The following is a 17051-nucleotide window of genomic DNA, read 5'->3' as shown; positions in this document are numbered from 1 at the left end:
GGCGGACAGAGGACGGCAACGTGGCGGACAAGTACTGCGATCTGGTCATGAAGGGCGGCATCACCAGCGGCATCGTGTATCCCAATGCGGTGCTGTCGCTGGCCCGTGAGTACCGTTTCAAGAGCATCGGCGGCACCTCGGCCGGGGCCATTGCCGCCGCCGTGGCAGCGGCCGCCGCACTGGGCGATCGGCGCCGCCAGGCCGGTGAGCCGGTCGCTGCGGCGGTAGGCTTTCCCGGGCTGGCCGAGGTCTCGGCGCAGCTGTCGCGACAGGGTTTCATCCACAGCCTGTTCCAGCCGGCGTACGGCGCGCGTACCGCGTATCGCCTGCTGGTGATGCTGACCGGCAAGGCCGGCCTGCTGCGCAAGGTCGCCTGCCTGCTCGCGGCAGTGTTCGCGATCGCACCCGTGGAGCTGCTGGTTGCGCTCGCCGGCCTGCTCGGGATCGGCTACCTGGCCGGTGGCATCGAGGGTATCTGGGCGACGCTGCTGCCTTCGCTGCTGTGCGCGTATGGCGCCGGCGTGCTGGCCTCGGCGCTGCGCGTCGCGCGGGTGGCACGGCGCAACCTGCTCGGCCTGTGCAATGGCAGTACCCAGCCCGATGCGTCCGCACCGGCCCTGACCGATTGGCTGCACGCACGGCTGCAGGCACTGGCCGGCAAGCCGGACGACCAGCCATTGACCTTCGGCGATCTGCACGCGGCGCCGCGCTATCCCGGTGAACCGGGCGGCGCGCACGCGATCACCCTGCAGATGATCACCACCTGCATCTCGCACAGCGAGCCGCGCACGCTGCCGTTCAATGCAGCGCATTTCTGGTTCCTGCGCGAGGAGTTCGCGCAGTTGTTCCCGGCGAGTGTGGTCGACTGGCTGGTGGCGCGTGCAGGCACGCCGGAGCACGTCGATGGGCGCGACTACTACCGCCTGGTCGATGGCGAGGAACTGCCGGTGCTGGTCGCTACGCGCATGAGCCTGAGCTTCCCGCTGCTGATCAGCGCGGTGCCGCTGCACGAGCCGGCCCGCCGTGAGCGTCGCTGCGAGCCGGTCGCGGACGCCGAGCCGCGGCGCGACAACACCAACGTGGCCGACAGCATGGAAGGGCTCACCAGTGGCGGCCAGAGCTGTGGCCCGGTGATCGCGGCCTTCCGCGTCTGCTGGTTCTCCGATGGTGGGATCAGCAGCAATTTCCCGATCCATCTGTTCGACGCCGCGTTGCCGCGCTGGCCGACGTTCGGCATCAATCTGGTGTATCCGCGCCACGCCGAGGCGGTCAGCGTGCTGGCCCACGGCGACCCGCATGCGCGTGCGGAGCAGGCGGTGTTCCTGCCGACCGAGAACCGCCATGGCTGGCAGCGCAGCTACCATTCCATCGCGCAGCCGCTGGCGGCGGCGGAGATGTCCGGCTTCTTGTTCTCGATCGTGTCGACCATGCAGAACTGGCGCGATGTGCTGCAGGCCCGCGCGCCGGGCTACCGCGACCGCATCGTGCATGTCGCGCTGGAGGGCGACGAGGGAGGCATGAACCTGGACATGCCGCAGGCCGTGCTCAGCCGCATCGCCGACAAGGGCAGCATCGCCGGCGAACGCTTCTGCGATTTCTCCTTTGCCAACCACTACTGGATCCGCTGGCGCAATCTGGCCTCGGCCTACCAGCGCTACACGCTGGATGTGGCGCGCACCGATGATCCGGCGCAGCGCGTGGCGGCGTACGAGGCGGCCTATCAGAGCGTGGCCACCGGCACGCCGGTACCCCCGTCCTATCGCCTGAGCTCGGAAGACAAACGCCGCGAGTCGCAGCAGCTGTGGCGGCACATGGTGGAGCAGGGCCAGACCTGGGAAGACCTCGGGCCGGACCTCACGGATGGCGCACCGCGACCACTGCCGCAGATGAAGGTGACGCCGATCTACTAGACCGGTGTCCTTCAAACCGGCAGGTGCCGGCCGTTGGCCCGCATTGCGGGCTACGTGGAGCCGGCCAGCGGCCGGCACTACCTTGTCGGTGGAACGGGTCAGCGGTCGGTGGTGCTGTGACCCGGTAGGTGCCGGCCGTTGGCCGGCTCGATCCAACCGCCACCGAGCCGTATCAGCCCCGTCCCGGCAGCTGCGGGAATGCGCGCTGCATGCAGTCCTCGCGTGGGCATACCCGGCAGCCTGGGCCGATCGACACCGAGTTGCCCGGGCTCTGGATGTCCAGCCCGCGCGTGTAGATCAGCCGCTCGGCATGCTGCAGATCACAGCCCAGTGCCACCGCGAAGGTCTTGCGTGGCTGGCCATGCCCGATCGGGCCGCTGCTCACCTGCCGCGCCAACCAGAAATGGCGGCGCCCGTCGGGCATGCGTGCGGTCTGGGTCAGCACCCGCCCTGGCTGGTTGAAGGCCTCGTACACGATCCACAGCGGGCAGGAGCCGCCCACCTGGGAGAAGTGGAAGTCGGTCGCCGAATGCCGCTTGGAGACATTGCCGGCGCGGTCCACGCGGATGAAGAAGAACGGCAGCCCCGGCGCGCTGCGTCGAGCCAGCGTGCTCAGCCGATGGCAGACCGCCTCGAAGCCCACGCCAAAGCGATGTGCGAGCGCATCGATGTCGTACGCGCTGTGCTCGGCGGCGCGCAGGAACTGTGCATACGGCATCACCAGCGCACCGGCGAAATAGTTGGACATGCCGATCCGCGCCTGCGCGATCTGCTCGGCTTCACCGAACCCCGCGCGGGCAATCACCGCATTGATCTGCGCCGCATACCCGAGCAGGGCCAGCTCGGCCGCCATCTGGAACGCCTGCTGACCCGGCTCCAGGTAGTCGGGCAGCCACAAGGTGCGGCTGCCGCCGTCGTAGACGCGCTTCTCGCGTCCGGCCTGCAGCGGTCCGACCTCCACCAGCACGCCGTGGCGGTCGGCCAGCAGCTGGCGCAGGCGCGGCGCGACATGCCCCGCCACCAGCCCCCATTCGCCGAACAACTGCTCGGCCAGGTCATCCAGCTCGGGGATGTGGTTGTGCATGCGGTTGAAGAAGTCACGCACCTGGTCGCCGGCGGGCAGCGCCTGCCCGGCATGCACATCGCCCAGCTGGAACTCCAGCGCGGCGGCATGCTCGCGCAGCATCAGGTGGCGGCGGTGCAGGTCGAGCAGGGCACGGCTGATCTGCGGCAGGTTGCCCGCCATCGCGCGCAGTTCGGTGCTGCTGACATCGGCCAGGCCCAGGTCGCGCAGGGTCTCGCCCAGCGATTCCTGCAGCGCACCGGGGTCATCGACCTCGAACAGGTCGCTGACATCACCCAGCACCTCGCGCAGCTTGCCCTGTACCGCCGGGGTCAGTGGCCGCTTGTTGCGCTCGATCTGGTTCAGGTAGCTGGCCGACAGCCCCAGAGCCTTGGCCAGCGCGAGCTGGCTGTAGCCCCGCTGCTCGCGCAGCTTGAGCAGGCGCAGGCCGATCTGACGTTGGACGGGCTGGCTATTCACAGAATTCACAAGAATCGTAGCGGGCATTGGCCAGATTAAGCGCATACAGCCCGGAAATCGAGGATAGCACTGTGAATAATGCTAACAACTTTCGACCCGCCGGGATTGTCCATGACTGTTGCAGCGCCCCGTATCCGCATGTTGATCGATGGCCAGTTCATCGAATCGGCCAGCTCGCATTGGCAGAACGTGGTCAATCCGGCCACCCAGGACGTCCTGGCCCAGGTCCCGTTCGCGACCCCCAGCGAGGTCGACGCCGCCGTCGCCTCGGCCAAGGAAGCGTTCAAGACCTGGCGCAAGACCCCGATCGGCACCCGTGCGCGAATCTTCCTGAAGTACCAGCAGCTGATCCGCGAGAACATGAGCGAGCTGGCCCACATCCTCAGCGCCGAGCAGGGCAAGACCGTGCCGGATGCCGAAGGCGATGTGTTCCGCGGCCTGGAAGTGGTCGAGCACGCTGCCGCCATCGGCAACCTGCAGCTCGGTGAGCTGGCCAACAACGTGGCCAACGGCGTGGACACCTACACCCTGCTGCAGCCGCTGGGCGTGTGCGCGGGCATCACCCCGTTCAACTTCCCGGCGATGATTCCGCTGTGGATGTTCCCGATGGCGATCGCCACCGGCAACACCTTCATCCTGAAGCCGTCCGAGCAGGACCCGATGGTCACCATGCGCCTGGTCGAACTGGCGCTGGAAGCCGGCATCCCCAAGGGCGTGTTGAACGTCGTCCACGGTGGCGAAGACGTGGTCAACGCGATCTGCGATCACCCGGATATCAAGGCGGTGTCCTTCGTGGGATCCACCCGCGTCGGCACGCATGTGTACAACCGCGCCTCGCTGGCCGGCAAGCGCGTGCAGTGCATGATGGGCGCCAAGAACCACGCCGTGGTGCTGCCGGACGCCAACAAGGAACAGAGCCTCAACGCGATGGTCGGTGCCGCCTTCGGTGCGGCCGGCCAGCGCTGCATGGCCGCCTCCACCCTGGTGCTGGTCGGCGAAGCGCGCGCATGGGTGCCGGACCTGGTGGCCAAGGCCAAGACGCTGAAGGTCAGTGGTGGCAGCGTCGCCGGGACCGATGTCGGCCCGGTGATCTCCTGCGCCGCGCGTGAGCGTGTCGAAGGCCTGATCGCCTCAGGCGTGGAGCAGGGCGCCAAGCTGGTGCTCGACGGCCGCAACCCGCAGGTGGATGGGTTCGAGAAGGGCAACTTCGTCGGTCCGACCATCTTCGCCGGCGTGACGCCGGGCATGCGCGTGTACGACGAGGAAATCTTCGGGCCGGTGCTGGTGATCCTGGAAGCGGAGACGCTGGAAGACGCCATCGAACTGATCAACGCCAACCCGAACGGGAATGGCACCGCGCTGTTCACCCAGTCCGGTGCGGCCGCGCGCAAGTTCCAGGAAGACATCGACGTCGGCCAGGTCGGCATCAACGTGCCGATCCCGGTGCCGGTGCCGCTGTTCTCGTTCACCGGCTCGCGCGCCTCCAAGCTCGGCGACCTGGGCCCGTACGGCAAGCAGGTGGTGATGTTCTACACCCAGACCAAGACGATCACCTCGCGCTGGTTCGATGACGAGACGCTGGGTCATGGCGTCAACACCACCATCAGCCTGAAGTAAGCAACAACGGAGTTCGACCATGAGCCACTCGATGACGACGGAACTCGACGAAGCGCAGCAGGCCTATAGAGAGGCAGCGCGTGACTTCGCCCAGGCCGAACTGGCGCCGCACGCCGCGCGATGGGATGCGGAGGGCATCTTTCCGCGCGAGGCGATCGCCAAGGCAGGGGAACTCGGGTTCTGTGGTTTGTACATGGACCCCGAGGTCGGTGGCAGCGGCTTGAGCCGTCTGGACGCCGCCGTCGTCATCGAGGAGCTCGCCAATGTGGATCCGTCCACGGCGGCCTATGTCAGCATCCACAACATGGCGTCGTGGATGGTGGCCAAATGGGGCCAGGAGAGCCTGCGTGCGGAGTGGGGTGCAGACCTCTCGTCCGGCACCAAGCTGGCCTCGTACTGCCTGACCGAGCCGGGTGCCGGCTCGGATGCGGCCTCGCTGAAGACCAGCGCGGTACGCGACGGCGATCATTACGTGCTCAACGGCTCCAAGGCCTTCATCTCCGGCGCCGGTGCCACCGAGCTGCTGGTGGTGATGGCCCGTACGGGTGGCGCCGGGGCCGGTGGCATCAGTGCGATCGCGGTGCCGGCCGATCTGCCGGGCATCAGCTACGGGCGCAAGGAAGAGAAGATGGGCTGGAACAGCCAGCCGACCCGCGGCATCACGTTCGAGAACGTGCGCGTGCCGGTCAGCCATCTGCTCGGCGAGGAAGGCAGCGGCTTCAAGCTGGCCATGAAGGGCCTGGACGGCGGCCGCATCAACATCGCCGCCTGCTCGCTGGGCGCTGCCCAGGGCGCACTGGATGCCGCCCGCCGCTACATGGGCGAGCGCCGCCAGTTCGGCAAGGCGCTGTCGGAATTCCAGGCACTGCAGTTCAAGCTGGCCGACATGGCCACCCAGCTGGTCGCCGCCCGGCAGATGGTGCACACCGCCGCGCGCAAGCTCGACGCCGGTGCCAGCGATGCCAATGTGTGGTGTGCGATGGCCAAGCGCTTCGCCACCGATGCCGGCTTCAACATCTGCAACGATGCGCTGCAGATCCACGGCGGCTACGGCTACATCCGCGAATACCCGATTGAACGGCTGCTGCGCGATTCGCGCGTGCACCAGATCCTGGAGGGCACCAACGAGATCATGCGTGTGATCGTGGCCCGCCACCTGCTCAACACCGAAGAGGAACTGCGATGATGGAGTGGCGCCAGCATGATCATGTCGGCCTGAAGGTCGAGGCCGATGGCCACGTCGCGGTCATCACCCTCGACAACCCGCCGGCGCATACCTGGACCGTGCACAGCCTGTCCGCGCTGCGTGACCTGGTGGGCGCGCTCAATGCAGACCGCGATGTCTATGCGCTGGTGATCACCGGCGACGGCGAAAAGTTCTTCTCGGCCGGCGCCGATCTCAAGCAGTTCGCTTCCGGCGACAAGGCGGCCGCTCGTGAAGCCGCGCGCCGCTTCGGTGAGGCCTTCGAAGCCTTGTCTGGTTTCCGCGGTGTCTCCATCGCGGCAATCAACGGCTACGCGATGGGCGGCGGCCTGGAATGCGCGCTGGCCTGCGACCTGCGCATCATCGAAGAACACGCCCAGGTGGCGCTGCCGGAGGCCACCGTCGGCCTGCTGCCGTGCGCCGGTGGCACCCAGAACCTGCCGCGCCTGGTCGGTGAAGGCTGGGCCAAGCGCATGATCCTGCTCGGCGAACGCATCGACGCGGACACCGCGCTGCGTATCGGCCTGGTCGAAGAAAAGGTCGGCAAGGGCGAAGCCAAGGCCCTCGCACTGGCATGGGCGCACAAGGCCGGCAAGCAGAGCCCGACCAGCATCGCCGCCTGCAAGACCCTGGTGCAGGCCACCCGCACCGGCACCCACGCCTCGGCACTGGTGGCCGAGCGCGAAGCCTTCGTCGATCTGTTCGACAGCGCCGACCAGGCCGAGGGCGTGAACGCCTTCCTGGAAAAGCGCGCCGCGCAGTGGAAGAACGCATGAGCACCGTCGTCGCCAACGACGCGGCGCCGGTGCTGTTCGAAGAGCGCCAGGCCGGCAATGGCACGCGCATCGGTATTGCCACGCTCAACGCAGCGCGCACCCTCAACGGCTTCTCGCTGCCGATGGCGCACCTGCTGCGCGAGCGGCTGGATGCCTGGGCCAGCGATGACGGCATCGCGCTGGTGGTGCTGCAGGGCGCGGGCGAGAAGGCGTTCTGCGCCGGCGGCGATCTGCACAGCCTGTACCGCAGCATGGTCGAGTACCGCGGGAGCGGGAACACCGATATCCGCGACAACGCCTACGCGGCCGAATTTTTCGACGTCGAGTACCGCGTCGACTACGCGATCCACACCTATCCCAAGCCGATCCTGTGCTGGGGCCATGGCATCGTCATGGGCGGTGGCATCGGCCTGATGTCCGGCGCCAGCCACCGCGTGGTCAGTGAGCGCTCCAAGCTGGCGTTCCCGGAAATCACCGTCGGCCTGTTCCCGGACGTCGGTGGCAGCTGGCTGCTGCCGCGCGTGCCCGGCCATGGCGGTCTGTTCCTGGCCCTGACCGGCGCGCCGCTCAACGCAGGCGATGCGATCTATGCCGGTCTGGCGGATATCCACATCGCCGAGGCGCAGCGCGAGACCGTATTCAACGCGCTGGCGGACGTGCACTGGAGCCGCGAGGCCAAGCGCAATCACGAACAGCTGACCGCGCTGCTGCAGCAGCATGCCAGCGACGCGGCCACCGGCCCGTTGCTGCGCAACGCCGCGACGATCGATGCGCTGTGCAGTAGCGACGACGTCGGCGCGATCGTCGAGGCGGTCCTTGCGCTGGAGACGGACGATGCCTGGCTGAGCACCGCCAAAGCGACGCTCGCCGCCGGTGCGCCGGGCTCGGCGCGACTCGCGTTCGAGCTGCAGCACCTGGCCGAGGGCGCCTCGCTGGCCGAGGTCTATCGCATCGAATACATCGCAGCCCTGCACGCGGCGGCCCATGGCGATTTCGCCGAAGGCATCCGTGCGCTGCTGATCGACAAGGACCGCACCCCGCAGTGGCAGCCGCGCACGCTGGCTGACGCGACGGCCGAGTGGGCCCGCACCTTCTTCGTTTCGCCGTGGTCCGATGCCGCGCATCCGCTGGCCGACCTCGGTGCCACCGTCCCTGAAAGGAGCCACGCATGAGCCGTATTGCATTCATCGGGTTGGGCAACATGGGTGGCCCGATGGCCGCCAACCTGGCCAAGGCCGGCCACGCCGTACGCGTGTTCGATCTGGTGCCTGCCGCGGTGCAGGCCGCCGTCGACGCCGGCGCCACTGCCGCCACCTCGGCCCTGGATACGCTGACCGACGCCGAGATCGTCATCTCGATGCTGCCGGCCAGCCGCCATGTCGAAGGCGTCTACCTCGGCGATGACGGCTTGCTCGCGGATATCCCCGGCGGCGCGCTGGTCATCGACTGCAGCACGATCGCCCCGGCCACCGCCCGCAAGGTCGCCGAAGCGGCCGCCGCACGTGGCCTGCAGATGCTGGATGCTCCGGTATCCGGCGGCACCGCAGGGGCCCAGGCCGGCACCCTGACCTTCATCGTCGGTGGCGAAGCCGAGGCGCTGGAACGCGCCCGCCCGCTGCTGCAGGCGATGGGCAAGAACATCTTCCATGTCGGTGCCAGCGGTGCCGGCCAGGTCGCCAAGCTGTGCAACAACATGGCGCTGGGCGTGATCATGGCGGTGACCGGTGAGTCGATCGCGCTGGGCGTCGCACACGGGCTGGACCCGAAGGTGCTCTCGCAGATGATGGCGGTCAGCACCGGTCGCAGCTGGGCCACCGAAGTGTGCAACCCGTGGCCCGGCGTGCTGGACAACGCCCCGGCGTCGCGCGGTTACAGCGGCGGTTTCGGCAGCGACCTGATGCTCAAGGACATGGGCCTGGCGGTGGAAGCGGCGATGAGTGTCGGCGCCTCGATCCCGCTGGGTGAGCTGGCCCGCAACCTGTACTCGATGAACCACCAGGCCGGTCGCGGCAAACTGGATTTCTCCAGCGTGGTGCAGCTGGTCACCAGCGACCGGTAAAGCCCGGTCGCTGGCGGCCGGGTTCAGGCCGACATGGCCCGTGCGCCATGCTGCTGGGCCTGCTGATCCATCAGCCGCTGCTCCCGCTGTTGGTCGCCGGCCTGCTGCGCGCGGGCCGTGCTTTCTTCCAGCGACTGGCCCATCGCGTCGGCGGTCTGCACCGGCGCGCTGGTGCGGTTCAACGCGGCCTCGTCGCGCAGCGCATTGGCCTGCACGGCGCGCGCCATCGAACCGTCCTGGTTGAGCTCGACGCGGTCGATGGTGTGCAGGCCGGCGCGTGCGGCTTCCACCGTCAGGGCGCCGGCCAGTCGCTCGCTGTGCGGGCCGTGGCCGATGCCGCGGGCCTCTTCGGCTTCATGCACGCGCATCAGGGTTTCCATGTACAGCACGTGCTGGGCGTTGCCCGGGTCGGTCAGCGGCCGCAGCGCGGCGCCATCGCGCTGCGCCGGTTCCGGCGCAGGCGCGATGTCGGCCGGTGCCTGGGTGCGCGCCGGTGCGGCCATCGCTTCACGGGTCTGCGCGTCCAGTACGCCGCTGGGGTCCAGACCGTGCGCCTGCTGGTAAGCACCCAGCGCGGCGCGGGTACCGGCGCCCAGGTGCCCGTCCACGCTCAGCGCGCGGCCGTTGGCATCCGTATGTCCCTGCGCGGCCAGTGCGGTCTGCAGCTGACGTGCTTCACGGTCGATCGCGCCCAGGGTGGCCGGGCCTGCCTTGCCGTCCACCGGCTCCAGCCCATGCGCGCGCTGGAAGGCTTCCACCGCCGCGCGGGTGTCGCCGTCGAAGCGCTTGTCGGCGTTCAGGGCCTGGCCGTTGGCGGCGGTGTAGCCGAGGACCGCCAGATTGGACTCGAGCTTGCCCACCTCCTTGCCGCTGGCGCCTTCCTTCAGCACGCTCGAGGCGGCACTCTGCTGGCGCGGCGGATGGATCTGGTCGAGCGCGACGCGGATGTCCGCATCATTGCGCTCACCGGCCGGCGCGTAGTCACGGCTGCTGACCTTGGTGTGGGCACGGTCCATCGCGTCCTTGTTGTTCGCGTAGGCGTCTTCGTAGCGCGCGGCGATGTCGGCGGCCTTGGGGCCATCGTAGTAGGTGTGTGTGGCGCGGATCTCGCCGGCCTTGGTGCGCAGGGCGTCGTAGTCGCCGCCGTTCTCCAGCACCTTTTCCAGCTTTGAAAGCTGGCCGGGCATCTGGTTGGCGGTCTTGGCCAGCAGGCTGATCGCCTCGAAACGACGCTCATCGGGAATATGGCTGCCGTGCGCGTCCAGGATCGACATCGCGGTCTGGGTGGCGTTGCGCACCTGCGGGTAATCGATGTTGGCGTGGATCCACTGCTTGCCTTCGTCCGAACCGGCCCAGGCGTTGATGCTGTCGCGGGTCTGTTCGTCCATGAAGCGGATCGAAGAACGGCCGCTGAGCCCGTTGCCGTGGCTGAGCAGGTCGCCACGCAGGTCGGCGCGATCGTTGGTGAACGGCAGATTGTGCGTTTTCGCGTAGGCCTGGGCCTGGTCGATCACCGCATCCACATAGGTCTTTTCGCCCGCCGCCAGCGGACGATCGCCGATCGCGCCGACCGGCCAGGTACCGCGCTGGCCGAAATCGACCTGGATCGCGCCCAGGCTGTAGCCGCTGTTCTGCGCGACGCTGCTGACCTCGCCCCAGTCCGGCTCGCGGGTACCGCGGGTGATGCCGGCGATGGACAGATGGTACGACGCCGGGCCGCCTTCGGTGCCACGGCCTACCGCGAAGTAGACCGCGCCGGAGGTGGCATCCAGGTTACGGGTATCGATGTTGTCGGGCATGGCTTACTTCCTTGTTTCTGTGCAATCGGGGGGCGGCCGGGGGCCGGGTCAGCATTCCAGCGTGGCGCGGCTCAGTCGAGCAGGTCGATGTAGCCCTGCAACTGGTCCGCACGTGCGCCGAGGCGGCGCATCTCGATCTCGCTTCCCTGCAGGTTGCCGGGCTGGGTGCTGTCGAAGATCACGGTCTCCAGCTCGCCGTCGCGCTTGCGCGACTCCAGCCAGGCACGCTGCGCCGCAACCAGCTTGGCCTTGCCGGCAGCGTCGAGCTTGCCCTGCAGCGCCTTGTAGACCTGGTTCAGTCGCTGATCCTGCAGCTTGGTTTCCTGCGAGATGCACGCTGCCTGTGCGATCGCGCCCTGGGCGCGCTGCTGGCAGGTGGTGAAGGAGGCACTGATGCCCTTGCCGGGCTGCGCCGTGGAGACCGGCGAGCGCGCCATCGCCGCACCGCTGGCGATCAGCGCGGTCAGCGTGATGCCGACCAGAAGGGACTGTTTGAACTTCGCCTGCATGCCTGATTCCTTCATTCCATTGTCCGGCGGGCAGTATACGAAGCAATCCTGACTCACGGCATCACGGCGCGCACACACGCGTACGGCCGGGACAAGGCCCGGCCGTACGTGGATTGCAGGCGCATCGCGCGCCTCGGGTGGATCAGACCACGGTCAGCGTCACATCGATGTTGCCGCGGGTCGCGTTCGAGTACGGGCACACGATGTGGGCCTTCTGCACCAGTTCTTCGACCTGTTCGCGCGGCAGGCCCGGCACCGAGATCTCCAGTGCCACTTCGATGCCGAAGCCGGTCGGGATCTGGCCGATGCCAACCTTGCCGGTGATCTGCGTTTCGGCCGGCAGGGCGACCTTCGCCTGGCCGGCCACGTACTTCAGCGCGCCCAGGAAGCAGGCCGAGTAGCCGGCCGCGAACAGCTGCTCCGGGTTGGTGCCCGGGCCGCCGGCGCCGCCCAGCTCGCGCGGGGTGGAGAGCTGGATGTCCAGCACGTTGTCGGAAGAGACGGCGCGGCCGTCGCGGCCGCCGTTGGCAGTGGCCTGGGCGGTATACAGAACGTTGGCAATGGACATGGGACTTTCCTGCGGAGTGAAAGGGGTGGGCCAGATGGCAGGTGTACTGTGCGCGCCTATCCCGTACTTGTGGCAACATTTCGTCCAGAAAACTTGATCTGGAGTCCGCCATGGTCGATCGACTGCAATCCCTGCTGGACCGTTTCGCCGTCTCGGCCGAGGTCTTCCACGCCGGGGCGCTGTGCGGCATCAACGATCTGCCGGCCGACGGCGAGCGCGGCCAGCTTCATCTGATCCGCGACGGCGAGGTGCGTGTCGAGCACCCGGACGGCAGCACGCTGCAGATCACCACGCCCAGCGTACTGCTGTACCCGCGCCCGCTCGCGCACCGCTTCGTTACCGATGCCACGCGGGGTGCGGATTTCGCCTGCGCCCACCTGCAGTTCGAAGGCGGCGCCAACAACCCGGTCGCCGCGGCACTGCCGCCGATCGTGTGCCTGCCGCTGGAGGGCTTGTATGGCGGCCAGCCGGTGCTGTCGCTGTTGTTCGAAGAAGCGTTCGCGCAGCGCTGCGGCCGCCAGGCCCTGCTGGATCGCCTGTTCGAGGTGGTGCTGATCCAGATCCTGCGCGCGCTGATGGAGAGTGGCCAGATCCGTGTCGGCCTGCTCGCCGGCATGGCCCATCCGCGGCTGCGCCACGCGCTGGTCGCCATGCACGAAGCGCCGGCCGACGAGTGGACGCTGGAGTCGCTCGCGCAGCGCGCCGGCATGTCACGCAGCGCCTTCGCCGACAGTTTCCGCGACACCATCGGCAGCACACCCGGCCACTATCTGCAGGGCTGGCGTACCCGCCTCGTGCAGCAGGCGCTGCGTCGTGGCCATCCGCTCAAGCGCATCGCGATCGAGGTGGGCTACGGCAGTGAGGCGGCATTGTCGCGCGCGTTCAAGGCGCAGACCGGGCAGTCGCCGCGGCAGTGGAAGCAGGGCAGTGTGGCGCCCGGGCGATAGTGCGACGCACGTCGGCGTCGCTCAGATCGCCCACTCCCGATCCGTCGTGAACATGATCGTCAGCCACCGGTCCGGCGACTCCTCGCCCAGCGCCTCGCCGATCTCATCGCGCAGCCGGTCCCATTCGATCAGCGGCCGCGGCGGATCGTCCGCGCGCGCCACGAAGAACAGTTCGATCTGCTCACCGCGTCCGACCTTGGCCACGTAACTGCGGTACTCCAGGAAGCCGTGCCTGGCCACGATGTCGCGCGCCACCGCGTCGACATGCGCCTGCAGGTCCAGCGGCGTGATCAACAGGATGTCAGACAGCGCCTGGCGCACCGTGCCCAGGGGCGCCACCACCACGAACAGGCAGACCACCAGCAGGATCGCCGGATCGATGTACGGGACCAGCCACGCCCACTTGGTGCCGCCCAGCACATAACCGCCGACGAAGGCGACCAGATACGCGGCGGACATGCTCGCCGCGACCACCCAGTTCTTGGCATCGAGTGCGATGAAGTCCGAGCCGATCGACCGGTTCGCACGGCGCACGAACAGCGCCAGCCCGGTTTCGGCCACGATCGAGATCACCGCGAACAGGATCGCCGGCCCCAGCGCGATCTCGCGCCCGCCGGACATCAGTGCATCGACCGCATTGACCGCGGCATACAGCGCGGCCCCGATCATCAGCGTGCCGCTGACCCCGAGCACGATCGGCTCCAGGTGCCAGAAACCCATGGTGAAGCGCTGGTTCAAGCGCGACTGCAGGGTATCCACGTGGGTCGACAGGCTGATCAGGCGCACCACCAGCAGCGACAGCCAGGTCATCACCACGTCGATCAGCCCGTAGATGCCGTCGAAGATGATCAGCGAGGAGTTGGCGAGCAGGCCGAAGGCCACCGCAGCCGCCGCCATCGCCAACGAGGCGGCGATCGACAGGCGCAGCACGCCTTGTTCGGTGGTGGGGTCGAAGGTGCCAGGGCGGAGCAGGGACATCAGGCGGTGTGCGCGGGAGCGTTCATGGGGCATTCTCGCCTGTGGCTGTGCGTTGCGGGTCAAGCCTGCGCCAGCCATGCGGAAAAAACCATGACACGCGCGACGGACATTACATGATGGTTCTGGCCAGCGGACGCGGCCAGGGTGTGGTCGCCGATGGCACACTACAGTCAACGCTCGTCGCGCCATCGAGGTCACCATGTCACTTCGTTTTACCTGTCTGTGCGGCAAGGTTTCCGTTGAACTGCATGGCGCGCGCGCAGCGCGTGCGAACTGCCATTGTTCCACCTGCAGGGGCTTCTATGGGACGTCCTTGTTGTCCGCTACAGCATGGGAAGCCGCTGCCGTTCGTGTTGAAGAGGGCGTGGCGCTGACATTCCAGCATCCCGAAAAACAGGTGGCGAAGACCTTCTGTGGCGTCTGCGGCGACATTCTCTTCGGTACCAATCGACTGGGCATGCGTGTCGTCCCCAATGCGCTGGTTGCCCGTGCGACCGACGGCCAGCTTGACGCGGCGTTGGCTCCCACCATGCACTTGTTCTATCGGCAGCGCGTCGTCGACGTGTCGGACGATCTGCCGAAGTACCTTGATGGGTGGGATGGGCCCACGTACGCGTCTTAAGGCTGCTCATCGGGTCTCCCGGGAAGTGCGCGGATCCGCGCGACGTCCTGGGGCCGTCGGGTGCAGGTTAGGCTCCCCCGGGCAGTATTCAGCTCAGGGGGGTAAACTATTGATTGCGCTGGTATTGCCAGTGAATCCAGATAGCCCCGCGCCTCATGACCCAGCCCATCACCGACGCCACCGCGCGTTACGCCGCCTCCCTGCGCCTGTCCGTCGCCCCGATGATGGACTGGACGGACCGCCATTGCCGGTACTTCCATCGGCTGCTGGCGCCCGGCGCACGGCTGTACACGGAGATGGTGCACGCCAACGCGGTGATCCATGGCGACCGTGAGCGCCTGCTCGGCTTCGATGGGAGCGAGCATCCGCTCGCGCTGCAGCTCGGCGGCAGCGATCCGGCCCTGCTGGCCCAGGCCGCGCGCATCGCGCAGGAGTGGGGCTACGACGAGGTCAATCTCAACTGCGGCTGCCCCTCCGACCGGGTCCAGGCCGGGCGCTTCGGTGCCTGCCTGATGCGCGAGCCTGCTCTGGTTGCCGAGTGCGTGGGCGCGATGGTCGCAGCGGTGGACATCCCGGTGACGGTAAAGTGTCGCCTGGGCGTGGATGACGACAATGACTACGAAAACTTCGTCAATTTCGTCGATCAATCCGCAAACGCCGGTAGCGCGATGTTCGTGGTGCATGCGCGCAACGCATGGCTGAAGGGCCTCTCGCCGAAGGAAAACCGCGAAGTGCCGCCGCTGCGTTATGACTGGGCGCACCGTCTCAAGGCCGATCGCCCGCAGTTGCAGATCGTCCTCAACGGCGGTCTGGCCACGGTCGAGGCCGCGCAGGCCCAGCTGCCGGCGCTGGACGGGGTGATGCTGGGCCGTGCGGCCTACCACGACCCCTACGTGCTGCATCAGCTGGAGGCGGCCCAGACCGGTGCCCCGCTGCAGTCGCGCGAGGCGCTGCTGCGCGCCATGCAGCCGTACATCGAGGCCCAGCTGGCCTGCGGGCTGGCGCTCAAGCACATCACCCGCCACCTGCTGGGGCTGTTCCACGGCCAACCGGGTGGGCGCGCCTTCCGCCAGATTCTGAGCGAAGGCTCGCACCGCGTCGGGGCCGACTGGAGCCTGATCGACCAGGCGTTGGCGGTGACCCGCGCCCAGGCCGAACGCGTCGCGGCGTGAACCGCATCACCCTGTCAACTTGACAAGGGCCTCGCTTTGGCCGCCAATGTTCACTTAGATGAACAAAGGGGGGAGGCAACCGGAAAAGTTCAGACCGGATTCACTGGCTAAAACCAAGAATTCGCTAAAGATTCGTAAAGCGCCGGCCCAGGCTGGCGGTTGCCGATTCACAACTTTTGAACGTTTAGCCGCGCTCCGCTAGGATCAGACCGATGTTCTCCGTGACCCGCCACCGCCGCATCGCTGCCTTCGCCCTTCTGGCGACGGGCGCAGCTGCCTCCGCCAGTGCGTGGGCGCAGATGCCGCCGGAAGCAGCCCGTGCCGAGATGATGCGCACGGCCGAACGCGGTGGCCCGCAGGAACGCTCGCTGTCCGATGCGGTCCGTCGGGTGCAGCGGACTACCGGTGGACACATCCTCGGCGCCGAGCGCGTGCCCTTCGACGGGCGCGACATCAACCGGGTCAAGTACATGGATGACCGCGGCCGCGTCCGCTATATGGACGATCCCGCGACATCGCGTTCACAGCCCCGCACGCCGCGCTCGGATATGTCATCACTACGCGGCGATAACCCCTGAACAGGGATAGTTGTCCGCAGTCATCTGCATTACCCACTGGCCCCATGGGGCCATACCCAGGACACTAGGGAGAGTTCATGCGTATCCTTCTGGTCGAAGACGAAGCCCCGCTGCGGGAAACACTGGCAGCCCGGCTCAAGCGCGAAGGCTTTGCCGTCGATGCTGCGCAGGACGGTGAGGAAGGTCTGTACATGGGCCGCGAAGTACCGTTCGACGTCGGCATCATCGATCTGGGCCTGCCCAAGATGTCGGGCATGGAACTGATCAAGGCGCTGCGCGACGAGGGCAAGAAGTTCCCGGTGCTCATCCTGACCGCGCGTTCGAGCTGGCAGGACAAGGTCGAGGGCCTCAAGCAGGGCGCCGACGATTACCTCGTCAAGCCGTTCCATGTCGAAGAGCTGCTGGCCCGCGTCAATGCGCTGCTGCGCCGTGCCGCCGGCTGGAGCAAGCCCACGCTGGAGTGCGGCCCGGTCGCGCTGGACCTTGCCGCGCAGACGGTCAGCGTCAACGGCAGCAACGTCGACCTCACCAGCTACGAGTACAAAGTGCTCGAGTACCTGATGATGCATGCCGGTGAACTGGTCTCCAAGGCCGACCTCACCGAACACATCTACCAGCAGGACTTCGATCGCGACTCGAACGTGCTGGAGGTCTTCATCGGCCGCCTGCGCAAGAAGCTCGATGCCGACGGCGAACTCAAGCCGATCGAAACCGTGCGTGGCCGCGGTTACCGCTTCGCCATTCCGCGCAACGAAGGCTGAGCTGCGGC

The 17051-nt window shown here is 67.5% G+C and carries 16 protein-coding genes; 11 read left to right on the top strand and 5 right to left on the bottom strand.

The window, feature by feature from the left end; genetic code table 11:
- The first annotated feature begins 20 nt into the window (after positions 1-20).
- The gene (locus ABE473_RS02290; RefSeq protein WP_346488344.1) at positions 21-1910 is read left to right on the top strand and encodes an RpoH suppressor; all 1890 of its coding nucleotides are present in this window, start codon (positions 21-23) and stop codon (positions 1908-1910) included.
- Between the two features lie 172 nt (positions 1911-2082).
- Here the strand turns inward: ABE473_RS02290 and ABE473_RS02285 are convergent, their stop codons facing one another.
- Positions 2083-3480 carry a short-chain fatty acyl-CoA regulator family protein gene (locus ABE473_RS02285; RefSeq protein ID WP_346488343.1) on the bottom strand — a complete coding sequence of 466 codons (1398 nt, stop codon included), beginning with the start codon at positions 3478-3480 and terminating at the stop codon, positions 2083-2085.
- A gap of 84 nt (positions 3481-3564) precedes the next feature.
- On the opposite strand from ABE473_RS02285, the gene ABE473_RS02280 reads away from it, so the two are divergent.
- From ABE473_RS02280 to mmsB, 5 genes are read left to right on the top strand one after another with little or no spacing between them, the layout of a single operon-like run.
- Positions 3565-5070 carry a CoA-acylating methylmalonate-semialdehyde dehydrogenase gene (locus tag ABE473_RS02280; protein ID WP_176990171.1) on the top strand — a complete coding sequence of 502 codons (1506 nt, stop codon included), beginning with the start codon at positions 3565-3567 and terminating at the stop codon, positions 5068-5070.
- A gap of 19 nt (positions 5071-5089) precedes the next feature.
- On the top strand, positions 5090-6256 hold the full coding sequence (locus ABE473_RS02275) for an acyl-CoA dehydrogenase family protein (RefSeq protein WP_346478446.1): 1167 nt from the start codon (positions 5090-5092) through the stop codon (positions 6254-6256).
- On the top strand, positions 6253-7050 hold the full coding sequence (locus tag ABE473_RS02270) for an enoyl-CoA hydratase (protein ID WP_346478445.1): 798 nt from the start codon (positions 6253-6255) through the stop codon (positions 7048-7050). The genes ABE473_RS02275 and ABE473_RS02270 overlap by 4 nt, the downstream gene beginning before the upstream one ends.
- Positions 7047-8222: an enoyl-CoA hydratase/isomerase family protein gene (locus tag ABE473_RS02265; protein WP_346488342.1), complete on the top strand. Its 1176-nt coding sequence runs from the start codon at positions 7047-7049 to the stop codon at positions 8220-8222. The genes ABE473_RS02270 and ABE473_RS02265 overlap by 4 nt, the downstream gene beginning before the upstream one ends.
- Complete coding sequence (mmsB, locus tag ABE473_RS02260; protein ID WP_346478443.1) at positions 8219-9109, top strand: 3-hydroxyisobutyrate dehydrogenase; 891 nt, start codon at positions 8219-8221, stop codon at positions 9107-9109. The genes ABE473_RS02265 and mmsB overlap by 4 nt, the downstream gene beginning before the upstream one ends.
- A gap of 23 nt (positions 9110-9132) precedes the next feature.
- Here mmsB and ABE473_RS02255 read toward each other — a convergent pair whose 3' ends face one another.
- From ABE473_RS02255 to ABE473_RS02245, 3 genes are all read right to left on the bottom strand, one after another.
- Positions 9133-10908: a peptidoglycan-binding protein gene (locus ABE473_RS02255; RefSeq protein WP_346478442.1), complete on the bottom strand. Its 1776-nt coding sequence runs from the start codon at positions 10906-10908 to the stop codon at positions 9133-9135.
- Between the two features lie 71 nt (positions 10909-10979).
- Positions 10980-11417, bottom strand: a complete 438-nt coding sequence (locus tag ABE473_RS02250) for a lysozyme inhibitor LprI family protein (protein WP_346478441.1) — start codon at positions 11415-11417, stop codon at positions 10980-10982.
- Between the two features lie 142 nt (positions 11418-11559).
- Positions 11560-11985, bottom strand: coding sequence for an organic hydroperoxide resistance protein (locus tag ABE473_RS02245; protein ID WP_019185509.1), 426 nt, complete (start codon positions 11983-11985; stop codon positions 11560-11562).
- A gap of 110 nt (positions 11986-12095) precedes the next feature.
- Between ABE473_RS02245 and ABE473_RS02240 the strand changes: the two genes are divergently transcribed.
- Positions 12096-12932, top strand: a complete 837-nt coding sequence (locus ABE473_RS02240) for an AraC family transcriptional regulator (RefSeq protein WP_346488341.1) — start codon at positions 12096-12098, stop codon at positions 12930-12932.
- Positions 12933-12953: 21 nt separating this feature from the next.
- On the opposite strand, the gene ABE473_RS02235 is transcribed toward ABE473_RS02240, so the two are convergent.
- On the bottom strand, positions 12954-13910 hold the full coding sequence (locus ABE473_RS02235; RefSeq protein WP_346488340.1) for a cation transporter: 957 nt from the start codon (positions 13908-13910) through the stop codon (positions 12954-12956).
- Positions 13911-14109: 199 nt separating this feature from the next.
- Between ABE473_RS02235 and ABE473_RS02230 the strand changes: the two genes are divergently transcribed.
- The 4 genes from ABE473_RS02230 to ABE473_RS02215 all read left to right on the top strand — a co-directional run bounded on the left by ABE473_RS02230 (position 14110) and on the right by ABE473_RS02215 (position 17043).
- A complete protein-coding gene (locus ABE473_RS02230; protein ID WP_346488339.1) occupies positions 14110-14532 on the top strand; it encodes a GFA family protein in 423 nt (140 codons plus the stop codon).
- A 155-nt stretch (positions 14533-14687) separates the two neighbouring features.
- Positions 14688-15704: a tRNA dihydrouridine(20/20a) synthase DusA gene (gene dusA, locus ABE473_RS02225; RefSeq protein WP_346488338.1), complete on the top strand. Its 1017-nt coding sequence runs from the start codon at positions 14688-14690 to the stop codon at positions 15702-15704.
- 212 nt (positions 15705-15916) lie between these two features.
- Entirely contained in the window at positions 15917-16282 is a 366-nt protein-coding gene (locus ABE473_RS02220) for a hypothetical protein (RefSeq protein WP_176990160.1), read from the top strand.
- A gap of 77 nt (positions 16283-16359) precedes the next feature.
- Positions 16360-17043 (top strand): response regulator transcription factor, encoded by a 684-nt coding sequence (locus ABE473_RS02215; RefSeq protein WP_019185514.1) that lies wholly within the window; start codon positions 16360-16362, stop codon positions 17041-17043.
- Positions 17044-17051: the final 8 nt, after the last annotated feature.

Source organism: Stenotrophomonas sp. TWI700 (assembly GCF_039673645.1).
GTDB classification, from domain to species: Bacteria; Pseudomonadota; Gammaproteobacteria; order Xanthomonadales; family Xanthomonadaceae; genus Stenotrophomonas; species Stenotrophomonas maltophilia_AA.
The sequence above is the reverse complement of the archived record's forward strand: the minus strand, read 5'-3'. Positions and strand labels throughout refer to the sequence as shown.